Source organism: Carboxylicivirga sp. M1479 (assembly GCF_007097485.1).
In the GTDB taxonomy this organism is placed as follows: Bacteria; Bacteroidota; Bacteroidia; order Bacteroidales; family Marinilabiliaceae; genus Carboxylicivirga.
Genome location: NZ_VKDE01000002.1, coordinates 73,858 through 87,800 on the forward strand (window position 1 = coordinate 73,858; position 13,943 = coordinate 87,800).

Sequence of the window (13,943 nt, forward strand, 5' to 3'; positions counted from 1 at the left end):
AGTTTAAGGTAAATAAGCCCGGATGCAATCCGGGCTTATAAATCACTTTTGATCATGAACCCTGATGGGATTCAAACATTTATTACGCTTATGTTTTTACTTCGCTTTTATGGCAATGGCCTGACCACCACCTGCTGCCAGTTTCATGTTTAGTCGATCGCCGTGTTTAACAGTTTTTTTGCTTACTGTGTATTGTTCAGGTTCGCTTAACCAATCACAGCCCTTTTTATCGGCATAAATAGTGGCTTCGTATTGTTTGTTTTTATCTAAGAAATCGAGTGATATAGTAAGCTGACGTTCTTTCTCGTTGGTGGCAGCTCCAATCATCCAATCGTTGCCTGTGCGTCGGGCAGTGGTAATGAACTGCCCCACTTCTCCGTTTAATACCTTTGTTTCGTCAAAGTCGATATTGGCATTGGCAATAAATTCAAAGGCTGGATGATTGATGTAATTATCCATCACATCGCTTGCCATTTGCATAGGGCTATATAGTATTACAAAGAGTGCCAGTTGCTTTGCCAAGGTGGTGTGGGTGCGTGTTTGGCTGATGTCATCGGTATTCCATGCCATTCGTTCGCTTTCAAAATTTTTCAATAGCAAATCAAAAGTACCGGGTGTATAATCCACTGGACCACCTAACATGCGTGTAAACGGAATGGTGACTGTGTGTGCTGGTGGGTTGCCATCGCTCCAGGCGTTCCACTCCATGCCTCTCACGCCTTCGCGTGTCATCATATTGGGCCATGTACGGCGCTTGCCAGTGGGTTTAATAGGCTCATGGGCATTAATCATTATGCCATATTGCGCCGCTTTCTCCACTACCCTTTGGTAATGTTCTACCATGTATTGGCCATGATGGTGTTCTCCTCGTGGGTAAATGCCTCCTGCGTAGCCTGTTTTAAGGGCTTTGATGCCCAGATGCTGACACAGGGCGTAGGCCGAATCAATTAAGGCTTCGTAACCAATGGCATCGCCTCCAGTTTCATGATGCATAATTAGTTCAACCCCTTTTTCTTTGGCGTAAGCAGCTACTTTCGTGAGGTCATAATCTGCAGCTGGCGTTACATGGTCAAAGGCATCTTTGGCACCCCAGCGGTGCCACCCGGCATTCCAGCCCTCAACCACCAATCCTTGTATGCTGTTGGTGCTGGCAAAATCAATATGCCGCATGGCGTTTTCGGTTGTGGCTCCATGTCGAGGACCCTCAACCCACGTTTCTGTGCCAATGTGCATACCCCACCAGATGCCCATGTATTTCATTGGTTCAATCCACGATGTATCATCAATTTTACACGGTTCATTAAGGTTAACAATCATGTTTGATTCCACCAATTGAGTTGCCTGATCACTTATGGTAATGGTGCGCCAGGGAGTTGTCATACCGGCCTGTGTTTTTACTTTAGATCCATCGGCCCAGGGCACGAGCTCCGATACGTAGGTGTTGATCTTTTTGCCCTCTTTAAGCTTTAGGGTCATGCCACTGTAATTGCTCAGCGCTGCTTCGTGCAATGCGATGTGAATACCCGAATTGCTACGCAAGGTAACGGGTGTATTTACCCAGTGAGCTTGCGATAAGGGTGTTTCGTGGTAAAGCGATTCGTAACTGTCAAAATCAGCCTCTTGCCACCAGGTAATTGGGTTACCCACCATGGCAAATTCACTTAGCTCATTCATTATTGTGAATTGCTTAAGTTTCTCCTGTTCTGGAAACTCATAACGAAAAGCAACGCCATCATTATAGACTCTGAAAACAATATTCATGCGTATGCCAGTTGGTTCGTGTTCCAACTTCAATGTGTCCTGATTATAATGGTTGATCATTTCTTTGCGGGGTCCCCAAATGGCTGTCCATTCCTCTTTGTTTTCCGTTTTGTCGCGATCTAACAAGATAAAATTATCGATTAGCTTGCCATGTTCTTTCAGATGAAAACCTAAAGAAGAGGGTTGGATAAGTACCTCAGTATCTTTCATAACCTGGTACGATAACTTACCATTTGTAAGTTGAACAACGGCCTGAATTTCACCATCGGGCGATTGAAGTATTTTGTTTTGCTTGCAGCTGGTAAACAAAAACAGGCTAAACAATAGTACTAACCCGCTTAATGGTTTAATTGGCATATGTGTCGTTTTTGTTGATTGCATCAAAGTTTAGTTTACTTATTCAGTTATTTCCAGTTGATTACCATCGGAGTCCAGCACCACACTTTCGTAATAGCCATCACCTGTCATCCGTGGTTCTCCCTCAATGGTGTAGCCATCTGCACGAAGTCGATTGGTTAGCTCATCCACTTTTTGCTTGCTTCCTGTTGTAAAAGCAATGTGTGCAAGGCCTATTGATTTAGTACTTATTAAGTCGGCCAGTTCAGGTGTGTGCATCAGTTCTATGCGAGCTCCTTCCTTGTGAGACATAAAGTAGGAGGTGAATTGTTTTTTCGTATTCTCGTATCTTTCGTTGGCAGTCATTGCAAAATACTTGCTGTAAAAATCTTTGGATACTTCAAGATTACTAACCCAAATGGCAATGTGTTCTATTCGCATATATAGATGGTATTATTTGTTACTAGGGATTAATTTGATTTCGTCAATAAGTGCACGGTTCACTTCTCCATTCATATTATTGTTGTAGTCTTCGAAGCTGAGCTGGATGGTGTTGTTGCCTTTCTTAAGGTTTATAGTGACCAGATTAGTCAGTCCCCAATTTGACCATTCATCTTTTCCGCGTTGAGGCATGACCAGCACACCTACTTTTGAACCATTCACTTTTAAAGTTCGTATGGCACATTTGTTATCCGTATTATTGGGCCCCGAACCATTGCTATATCTAGCCTGAATAAGATATGTTCCTGCCTTATCAACCTTGATGCTGTATTGAATATTGGTATTCTGCTTTTTATCTAAAACCAGGTATCCTTTGCCTGAGTAGCCACTTGTTGTGTTGTCGCTTAGCTTACTCATTAAGGTGGCGTCTACAGTAATGCTTGACGATGGATGTATAGCTTCTATCTGACTGCTAAATGACTCATTAGATGGATTAATGGCTTTTATGCTGTATTCGTGATAAACTGATGATGGCTCGGTAACAAACTCGTTATTGTTAATACTAGCTATCAGCTTTCCATCTTGCAGAACCTGATAGGCTGTAGCTCCTTCAACTTCGTTCCACATGAGTTTGTTGCGATTGCGTTGTAAGCGTGGTGTTACTAATGAGAATTGATTGTCTTGACTATGCTTTACTGCCTGCACTTGCTTGCTTTCTTGAAGTTCAATCACTATCTGGTGGTGTCCTTGGGCATTATGCGGTATGAATGCCTTGCCTTCTTTGTTATTAATGGTGCAACTCTTAATAATTGACCCATGGCCTTTGATTGTGATGTCGAGCGTAGCCTCGCGGTATTTGATGTTACTTATCGCCAATTGCTTACCATAGCTTGATGGTATGTGAGGATGAAAGTGCAGACCATCCAATTCAAAGTTCATGCCTGCAAAAACACGGTAGATAGTACTCATGTAACCGGCCACACTCCATAGCTGTCGGTTTGAATTGACCTCGGTATCACGAAAATCTCCATTATCGGCCACCATGTTTTCTTTGTTGGTTAAAAATAAAGCAGCGGCCCTGTTCATGCCTGCTAGTCCTTGCTCCACTGCCGAGGTGTTACCCGTTTTAGCACAAGCCCAATTCCAGTAGGCTTGTACAAAGGGCCATATGCCATTGTTGTGGTAGGGCGGTATCTCTGGTATTTGCGGATAGATGCATGGAACGCCATAATCAACAACTGGTGTGTTTTCAATTACCCTTTCTGCTTGTTGCTCGTTGGCAATGTTGAACAGCACTGTAAATGCCTCGCCCAATGCTTCGCTGCGAGGGGACAGAATTAGCTTGTTACGTCCATAAAGGTATTGGGCGTAATATCCTTTGTCGTCCATCCATAGTTCATTATTGATGGCTTTTCTTATTTTTTCCGCCTCTTGTTGAAAGTCCTGTCCATCATCGCCAAGTAGTTGTGCCATTTGGCCGAGTAGATGATAGGTTTGAGCATGCACGGCATTGGTACCCAGGCAACGTGATTCGAAAATATCTACGCCATCCATCCAGTCGGGGTAGGTTTGTTTGCGCCAATCTAAAAAGGATGACTCTCCTTTAATCAGGCCTGAGCGGTGATCTTTAAGTGTTTGCATGTCATCAAGCACCGAATTTTTTATAATTGGATAAATGGTTTTTAACCATTGCTCATCGCCTGTTACCTTGTACACTTCCCATGCTGCCAAGGCCCATGTAGTGCGGTCCGATGAAATAGGCCAGGCACCTCCTGTGCCAGTGTCTTGAATAATGCGTTCGTTTTTAACTTTCTGCATGAGACTGGTTTTGGCTACTTCAGGGTTGGTAAAGGCATAAGCCAGCACAATGGAGTAGCTCACATCTCGCGTCCATACCCCAGGCCACTCTTCGCCCGTTCGAAATGTACCATCATCCTCAATATTCATTTCGGTTTCGTCAAGCGCCATGTTATACAAGGCATCAATTAATGGTACATCCGATTGTATTTGAGAGTAATTGCTAATGTCGTTTTCTAATTTCCATTCCTTGGCTGTAAAGTCATCTTCATTGTATGGGTTTAGTTCAAATGATATTTCAAAAATACCATCGTTGTTGTCATCCGTTAGCTGCCTGTCTGTGCGGCCTGGTAAATTATCAAAATCCCAACTTAAGGGTGCCAGGTTACCAGCAATGTAGATGCCTTTAAAATCTTCCTGGTAAATTTTATCGCCCTGGTAGGTTTGATAATAACCTTGCTCTTTAAGTGCTTTTATAATATTTGAGGCATCCACACGAATGCTAATAGGCGTGTTGGGTTCAATGCTTCCAGTTGCTGCTTGTTTTGTTTCACTATTATGCTTCTTCCCGAAAAATAGGGTGGGAACTTCAATGCTTCCTTTGTTGTTAACTTCAAGCAAAAAAGTATGATTCACGCCAATGGGTAGCTCATTGTCCTTGCCGTTAATGGCAAATTTAAACTCTATGAAATTGGGGAATGTGGCATTGGCAGGGCTTTGATAATCAGAGGTTATGTGGGTGGGCGAAAGCACTTGGGCAGTATACTCGCCTTGGCTTACTTTGTCGGTGTAGATGGTATAGTTATCTGCTTGGTAAAGGCTTTTTTGACTGTGCTGTTGACAGGCTGACAGGCTAAGAATTACTATCAGGGTTAATGTGAATTGCTTCATCATGGCATATAAAGTTGAGTGTTTGCACTTGCAAAGTACTTATACACCGATGAAATTGCAAGTGTGATCATCTTGTGTACTCACATAATCAATGAGTTATAATGTGAAATGCCTATTGATGATACACTGCAAACGTTTGAAACGATTTTGGGTGCCACGCCCAGTGCTCTTGGGTGGTCTGCCCAATGTTCTTGGCTGGCTTGCCCAATAGGCTTGGGTATATTGCCCAAGCTGTATGGGTGCCGCGCCCAAGGTGATTGTGCTTATAAGGAATAGTTCTTTGGGCGAGTTTGGTGTTGAGAAAAAAAAGCGACAGAGATGAATCCCTGCCGCTTTTATGGTGTTTGGTTAGATATGCTTGAGTTGCTTGGTGCTACCACTCACCATTTAGCTCATTGTATTAATTAGCAGGAAATGTATAGCCAGTCCAGCTAAATGCACTTGTGTCAGCACCTGTATTAGAGTCTGAAACAGTAACTGTTGCATCTGAAGTAATGGTGCCATCACCAGCTTCGTTTGATGTTTCGCGTGTTACCTCGTTACCTACATATGCAATGCCTTTGTAGGTACACTCAATAACTGTGTCATCGGTTGCTCCGCCTCTTTTATCTACTACATCAACAAAATCTTTAACTTCTCCGTTGATGTTCCATACCAAGCAGTTTGTGATGTATGCTTTAGCGCCACGACGTACCTTAATAGCATCGTGCATAAATGTTTTATCGTCGGCTTTAGGTGCGTTAACCACAATTGATATGTTTTTAAGCGTGAAGTCCGATTGATCAACATGGTCAGGACCTTTACCATCCAGGTTACCATCTGACTCAATGCCACGTGGGTCACCTTCATCGGTTAAGAATGGTGCTTCCCAAATGCCATAAGCATTATCAAGTGTTCCGGTCCATCCTTGGGTAATGTCAAACATGTCATCTTGTGAGTTAACAACAAGTAGGTTTTTAACGTTAACAGAACCGCCAAAAAACTCTACGCCGTCATCTGAACCTTCGGCAATGTATACGTTTTCAATAACTGTTCCGCTACCAACACCATTAAGTGTTAGACCATTGTGTTCTGTATCTGCATCAACTTTAGCTCCAGTGTGAAAAAGTTTGACATACATTAATTTACCCGAATTGTCGGCATTGTTGTCGCCACCATACTTAATGTTACCATCAATTTCGGTTGAGCCCCGGTTAGTACCAGAGGCGCCTGCACCTGATACTTTTGCTTTACCATTAATAATGATACCACCCCAATATCCAGCTTTAGGACTGGCGGCGCCAGACATGAATGTAACGGGCTTATCAGCTGTTCCTTCGGCCATTATTTTACCACCTGTTTCAACTAAAATGTATTTGTCAAAACCAATTTCGGCTTTTATCATTGTTCCGGCTGGTATTACTAATTCGCCTCCATCTTTAATGTTTAATGCACCTGTTAAAGTGTATTCAACGCTTGGGTCGAGTTCTTTTAATCCTGTAATATCTCCTTTTAAAACGTTTTCATCTTGATCGGTCTTTTTGTCATCATCATCGTTGCATGAAGCAAGTAGTGCAGAGAAAATGGCTAAGGCAAAAAATAACTTTTTCATTGTTTAAATTTTAGCTTATTGTTTGTAATCAATTTGTTTCAATTATTATTAATTCTTTATCACAAATGTATGTGATTGATGCATGCTTAAGCTTTACTATGAGTTACCAGATTGTTAGGTAATTGTTAAGCTCTTTTTGTTGTTATAGCCGTTAATTAGCTTAGAAAGTATAGCTGAAGCCAATGCTAATATTCATTCCTTTTTCAAAATCTAAAAGAGTAACTTCCGCTTGGTCTTGCCCATCAATAATTGGCTTTTGTGTTAGCTGATATTTAGGATTAAGCAGGTTTTGAGCTTTAAATTTTATGGTCATGTGTTGGTTGAGTTTGGCGCTCGATACAAAATCCATTGTAGGCACGGCACTTTCCATAATTGGGTTAAAACCATCGCGACCAATGGTAAAAACTTTTTGGCTTGTATAGTTAAAAACCAAGGCGTTTGAAAATGCTTTATTGCCCGTTTTAAGGGTGTGTGTTAGGTCGATATTAGCGATGATGGGTGCTGCCCCTTCTAACTGTGATGTTGAATGTGTAAAGGTGCCTGATATGGCATCTGAATCAGGATTATCAAAATCAATGTTTGAATAGATATAAGAGCCATTGAGTCCAAAACTAAGTTTGTTTATTCCGTTGGCATCAACGCCATAAGGCTGATTGAAGATATTTTTTCTTAGCTCTAGCTCAAGACCAGCGACTGTGGCAAAGTCAGCCACATTTTCGTAGGTTAAAACACCTGCTGAGTTATTGGCATTAATCCGTGAAATGGGTTGATTAATGCGTTTGTAAAATGTATTAACACTTAATAGCTCTCCTGCCGATAAGTAGTTATCCCATTTCAGGTCCAGGTTATAGTTTTCAGATGGCTGCAGGTCTTTGTTTCCCTGGCTTGTGTAACTAAGGTTATTGTATCTAAACGGACTAATCTCTTTGCTTTGTGGTAAAGTGTATGTTTTACTAAGTCCTAAACGCAGCGCATTTTTGTCGTTGAGGTCGTATTTTGTATTGAAACTTGGTAGTATAAAGAATTCGTTGATATTCGATTCTTCAGGTGTGTTGGATTGGTACTTGTTATAGGTTACATCCATGTTAACCTGGTCGAATCTTAAACCGGCATTGAGTATAAAGCGTGGGCTGATTTCAATTGTCGCATCAGCAAAGCCTCCATGTATTTGGCGTGCTACGCTGTAACTTTGATCTGAGTATAATACTCTGAAATCGCCACCATTGCCATCGCCAATATTCATATTTTCCTGATTGAAGAAATCATCCAACACAATGTTAGGAGGGTAAAATTCACCATCACTACTGGCACGCATGTCGTATTCAACCGACTCAAAATCGTGGTTAACAAATCGACCAGTATAACCTATACTCAATAAGGAGTTGCTATCCTCTTCATCACTTAATTTATAATCGGCACTGACTTTTACGTTCATATCTCCTTCGTTTAGGTCGGAGAAGAAACGTTGCTGTTTACCGTTTCCACCTTGCAAACCATAATGACCATCGCTACGTTTCTCAAGGTTATTAATTCTTCTGTCGGGCTCCTTACCTAGCACAAGGTTGTACGAGGCGGCAGCGTTGATATCTAATTTGTCGTTTACAAACCAGTTGCTTGTAATTTGGTTGATGTATAATGCGTTGTCGTTCAGTTGCTGACGTCGCATCATACCTTCTTGTCCTACTCCCGCTTCATAGTCACTATTTGTACCATAAAAGTCGCCAACATATTGGTTGGTGGTGTGCAGGTACATAAAGTTATAGGCTATGGTGCTTTTGTTAGTTGTTGTGTAGTCGGCATTGGCCATTACTAAATGGCTGGTGTTTTGAGTGTACTTATCTCCTACTTGATTCTGATCAATAGTTCCGTCTGTAGTAATTCTTCTAACTGCTGCCTCGGAATAGGCGTAGTCGTTACTATAGCTGCCGACTGCAAATAATGATAGGGTATTTTGCTTATCGCCCAAATAGAATTTTTTACCACCTGATAAACCAAAGTTACCATTGACTTGTGTATTGCGTGATGATGGATCCAGGCTATAGGTGAAGTTGTAATTATCTATTTGGTTAAACTGTGCACCTGGTAATGGTGTTGTGGGGGGTGTTGGTAAGTTGGTCGATTGGGTATAACCGAAAGCATTAACTCCATCGGCCTGTAGAAACTCGCGATTGAATGTTTGTGTATTAACACCCAGGCCCAGGTCAACTGTAAATTCACTGTCTTTATATAATTCTTTGGAGTTGATGTCGATTACAGCACCACCTACATCGCCGTAGTTGGCTGCGTTAAAAACTTTATTCACGCCAACAGATTGAATAATGTCTGTGGAGAAAAAATCCAAAGATATGTTCTTGTATTCAGGATCTTCTGATGGTATTGGCAAACCGTTGTAGGTAGTGGCGTTGTATCTGTCGCCCAGACCACGTACAAATACGTTTTTAACACCTTCTTGCTTTGATATACCCGATACTTTTGAAACAGCTCCTTGTGCATCACTTACTCCTTTGCGCGATAGCTCCTGTGCTCCTACTGCCTGTGTGGCAACAACGGCTTTCTTCTGTTCAAGCATTAGAAGGTTCTCCGACTCGCGGTTGGCCTTCGCTACAACTTTTACCTCGGCCAAATCAAGCAATGATTCTCCCATTAAAAAGTTCAGGCTAGTTTCTTCACCATCTTTTATTACAATGCCTTCTTTAACCTGAGCTTCGTACGAAATGTACTGACAACGAATGGTGTAAACACCTGGCTCCATTGCTGGCATTATATAATTACCAGTAAAGTTGGTGGTTGTACCTGTTGTGGTGCCTTCGATAATAACAGCTGCTCCAATTAGTTCTTCTCCTGTTTTGCTATCTGTTATTTTCCCTTTCAATATCCCTGTTTGTGCAAATCCCTGTGTAAGACTCACAAGACATAGAATAACAATTCCAAAAACTTGTCTTTTCATCCGTTTAATTGTTTATTTTTTGTGGTCGGATGGAACTTTCTGTGATTTAAAATTTTGATACTGTTATGAGTTTATCGCTATTAAAATCGCAGACGTTTCATTTTTCCCTCTCAATAATTCAAATATTTCGTGAGCAAATGTATAGCAAGGTCGGGCGATGGCTGATAAGAGATAATTAATAGAACTTTAAATATATGTTAAGCCAAAGGAGTGTGTAACTTGCAGATGTACAGGGTGTAGTGTTTTCTTTTGGAAAATGAAGGCGCAATTAGAAGAGGTGTAGTTAATACTCCTTTAACAAGGACTTAACATTACGCCTATTTTGTGCTAAATAGAGAAATTATTCCCTAAAGATTGCTGCTAAAAAAGGCTTAAAATCAATACTATTATCAAAACTTAATATTGACAATTAGTGATGCCAGGTAAGAATAAATACAAATGACTCAACAAGCACATAGAAACAACCTCAGGTTAAATGCTTGAAGTTTTAACTCGAAAAGGAACCAGGTGTCAAATGGTGTTTAATTATTCGATCGATAAGAACTTACAAAATCTCGGTGTGCCTTTATTAGATTGATGGAGTATAATAGTACGTTTTTAGTTTCAGCCAATACATCCATAAATAAAATGCTGACACGTGTGCGTCCTTCGCCTTTTTGAATGCGTTTAATCTGATTGCGGCGCAGAGTATCCTGAAAACTCAGTAGAAAGTTCTGCTTACTTACCATCTCATTAACCAATTCAAATTTTTGTTCTTTTTCGATGTGTATAATGTGGTTAAAGTAACCCGATACCTCGTCCAGTAGCTCTTGTAAGTCCTTTCGCTGAGAGTCGGTCATGCCTTTGTGTTGGTTTTCGATGTGCTGGTATAATGGCTGAGCGATATTACTCAGGCATCCCACAAGTTCAGTAAGGTAATCAAAGGCCTGCACAAAATACTGTCCCGAATCAATACCTTCTTCCGTTACTTTGGCATAGGCATAGAAAAACTTTGACTTACTGCTGCGCGTGTATTTATCTAAGAGCTGTGCTTTGTTATACGCCTCGTGTAATTGCCTTATGTCTTCTTCAATAAAGCCTTGCACGCTCAGGTAAAATACCTTGGAAGCCTCTTGTAAATGAAGACGAATTTGCTCGCCACCTGATTCCATCAAATGATCGAGGTTATTATCTTCTTCATCTTGAAAATCCTCTTTCAATAATTGCTTCTCGTTTTGTTTTGATCGATGGTATTTGTGTGTTAAGTAAATGGTAGCACCACTTATGACTGCTAAAATAATGGTAGCAATCCATTCGCCATACCAAATAAGATAGGTAAAAATGAAAGCGCCAATAAAAGCCAGGCAGGCTGTAAAAAACCATCCACCTAAAATAGATAGAACGCCCGATACACGGTAAACAGCACTTTCTCGCCCCCAGGCTTGATCTGCCAGAGAAGTACCCATTGCCACCATAAATACAACAAAGGTTGTTGACAGTGGAAACTGCATATAGGTTCCGAGGGATATAAGAATGCTGGCAACTACCAGGTTGACTGATGCTCGAACAGTATCGAAATAGATGACGCCGTCTTCGGTTCGCGTTTCTGCTGTTTCGGTTTTTTTGTAGCGCGAGTCGAAAAATGACACCACCTTTTTGGGCATCAGGCCTAAAACGATGCCGTGTAAATGTAGAAAGTTACGCACTATGACCCGAGATAAGTGGGAGGGCTCAAATCGCTCGTATCCTGCCGATTGCCTGCCAAGGTATACTTCTGTTTCGGTTACACCGCGTAGCTTTTTTGATTTGAACAGGGTAATGGTCATAATGAGTGCCGATAGGGCAAAAATGACCGTGTAGGTGTAATCATTAAAAATATCTTTGCGCACCACATCATCATTGATAAAAGCCATTGGAAAATCGGCTGGACTGCTGTGTCCTGAGGCAACAAATACTTTAAAGCTTTCAATGGCCGACAAAGGTATCCCAATAAAGTTGACCAGGTCATTGGCCGCAAATGACATGGCCAGGGCAAAGGTGCCAAAAAGCACTACAATACGCGGTATATCAACATTAAACGATAGACTCAAAAACAAAAATAGAAAGGTAGAAAGGGCAAACACCCCAAAAAGGATTTCAGCCTGATAGTTTAAGACTGTTTCGTACCAAGGGTAACTGTCAAACAAGCCATGGTTTCCTAATCCTTTTTTAAAGATCATGAATAAAATGGTGGCAATGGCTAATCCTCCCACCAATGAGAAGAGGTATTTAAACTTTTTATGGTAGTTAAAGCTGAAAATGATTCTTGTGAAAAATTGAACCAAAATACCAACAATAAAAGCCAGGAATATGGATAATAAGATACCTGCTAAAATTACAAATGCCCTATCTGTATTTATTAATTGCTCCACTTCAATGCCATCCATTCGGGCTTCGCGATTCTTTAAAATGGATAAAGCCATGGCTCCTCCCAATAGCTCAAATACCACTGCAATAGTTGTTGAAGTCGGAAAACCAAGGGTGTTAAAACCATCGATTAGCATTATGTCTACCAACATTACGGCCACAAAAACAATAATAAGCTCTGTAAAGGCAAAGCTTGATGGATAAATAACTCCTTTACGAGCTACTTCCATCATATTGGCCGATAACAGTGATCCGATGAGCAAGCCTAATGCTGCCACCCAGTATACTAATTTACGTCGAGCAGCTCGCGAACCAATGGCTGCATTCAAAAAATTAACAGCATCGTTAGAAACGCCTATTACCAGATCTACAACAGCCAATAAGCCTAAAAGAATAACTGCAATCCAAATAAATGTCATAATACACTATTGTTAATTTCCAAAGATAGGCCGATGCGCAATGCATAAACTCAAAGCGAATATTAAGTTTATGTTATCTTCATGGATGAGCGCACTTATGCAAATGTATCTAATATCAGTAATGTAACGAAATAAGTGCTTAACATTGTTTTAACATGCCTATTTGTATAATCAGGTAGTCGATAAGGCAATAATTCGTATAACTTTGTTGGTAAGCGAACGAATAAAAAATTGATTTAAACATCACTTTCATCATCGATATATTATAAAATGGAACAAATAAAGTCTATTGAACCACAGAAAATTGCAGGATACATTGCCTTGGGATTTTTAATTCTGGCTTTTGTGTTTTTTGGTGTGAATTATTTTAGTCATAATCTTTTTTATAGCATGACTATTTCTGTGCCTTTGTTTTTTGCTGTTTCTTTTGCCATGGTGCGGTATTTTATTAATTCTTTTATTCATGCCAGAATCAATCCTTTGTACCAAACGCTTTATGGTCCTAATCATGATAAAGCAGAACTTGATACTTCTTCCGATGATATACTGCAGAATGTGAATCAGGAAATGGTTAGCTGGATGCACGACCGAACGCAAGAGATACAAGAATTAAAGCAAATGGAAAAGTATCGAAAGGAATTTCTTGGCAATGTATCGCATGAGCTTAAAACACCCATTTTTAATATTCAAGGATACATTTTAACTCTTTTAGATGGAGGTATAGATGATCCGAACATTAATATGCGCTACCTCACGCGTACCGAAAAGAGTATTGATCGCATGATATCCATTATTGAAGATTTGGAATCTATTTCCAAGCTAGAGGCTGGCGAACTAGAGTTGTACCCTGAGGTATTTAATTTAAACCAACTGGTAGATGATGTGTTTGAACTACAGGAAATAAGAGCGAGTGAAAAGAAAATTACCTTGCAATATGGCGAGGGTGTAGAGTTAGCATCAGCTGTAAAGGCAGATAAGCAACGCATGTTTCAGGTGCTTAGTAATTTGGTTGTTAATTCCATTAATTACGGTAAAAAAGGTGGTTCAACCGAAGTTAGTTTTTTTGATATGAACAATCGAATATTGGTAGAGGTGAAAGATACTGGAATTGGAATTTCGCAAGAGAATTTACCACGTATTTTTGAAAGGTTTTATAGGGCTGATAAAAGTCGTAGCCGCGAGCAGGGAGGTACAGGTCTTGGTTTAGCTATTGTAAAGCATTTGATTGAAGCTCATGGGCAGCGCATAAATGTTAGAAGCACAGTGGGGCAGGGTACTGTTTTTTCATTCACACTTGAAAAGCCGGCTTAATATTAATTTAACCCAATCATAACCTATACGAAACTATTTGTTAAACTCATTACTTAATTTCGTA

Annotated in this window: 7 protein-coding genes; 1 reads left to right on the top strand and 6 read right to left on the bottom strand. The window is 40.6% G+C overall.

What is annotated here, in order from left to right; all coding sequences use genetic code 11:
• Window positions 1-96 precede the first annotated feature (96 nt).
• The 6 genes from FNN09_RS02130 to FNN09_RS02155 form a co-directional block, all read right to left on the bottom strand.
• A complete protein-coding gene (locus FNN09_RS02130; RefSeq protein WP_185968818.1) occupies window positions 97-2,118 on the bottom strand; it encodes a glycoside hydrolase family 97 protein in 2,022 nt (673 codons plus the stop codon).
• A 39-nt stretch (window positions 2,119-2,157) separates the two neighbouring features.
• Window positions 2,158-2,538 carry a VOC family protein gene (locus FNN09_RS02135; protein WP_143299827.1) on the bottom strand — a complete coding sequence of 127 codons (381 nt, stop codon included), beginning with the start codon at window positions 2,536-2,538 and terminating at the stop codon, window positions 2,158-2,160.
• Between the two features lie 12 nt (window positions 2,539-2,550).
• Window positions 2,551-5,229 (bottom strand): hypothetical protein, encoded by a 2,679-nt coding sequence (locus FNN09_RS02140; protein WP_221932401.1) that lies wholly within the window; start codon window positions 5,227-5,229, stop codon window positions 2,551-2,553.
• Between the two features lie 397 nt (window positions 5,230-5,626).
• Entirely contained in the window at window positions 5,627-6,817 is a 1,191-nt protein-coding gene (locus FNN09_RS02145; protein WP_143299828.1) for a hypothetical protein, read from the bottom strand.
• 160 nt (window positions 6,818-6,977) lie between these two features.
• Window positions 6,978-9,764: a TonB-dependent receptor domain-containing protein gene (locus FNN09_RS02150; RefSeq protein WP_143299829.1), complete on the bottom strand. Its 2,787-nt coding sequence runs from the start codon at window positions 9,762-9,764 to the stop codon at window positions 6,978-6,980.
• Window positions 9,765-10,285: 521 nt separating this feature from the next.
• Window positions 10,286-12,568 (bottom strand): inorganic phosphate transporter, encoded by a 2,283-nt coding sequence (locus FNN09_RS02155; RefSeq protein WP_143299830.1) that lies wholly within the window; start codon window positions 12,566-12,568, stop codon window positions 10,286-10,288.
• Between the two features lie 270 nt (window positions 12,569-12,838).
• Here FNN09_RS02155 and FNN09_RS02160 point away from each other — a divergent pair, with 270 nt between their 5' ends.
• The gene (locus FNN09_RS02160; RefSeq protein ID WP_255433969.1) at window positions 12,839-13,879 is read left to right on the top strand and encodes a cell wall metabolism sensor histidine kinase WalK; all 1,041 of its coding nucleotides are present in this window, start codon (window positions 12,839-12,841) and stop codon (window positions 13,877-13,879) included.
• Window positions 13,880-13,943: the final 64 nt, after the last annotated feature.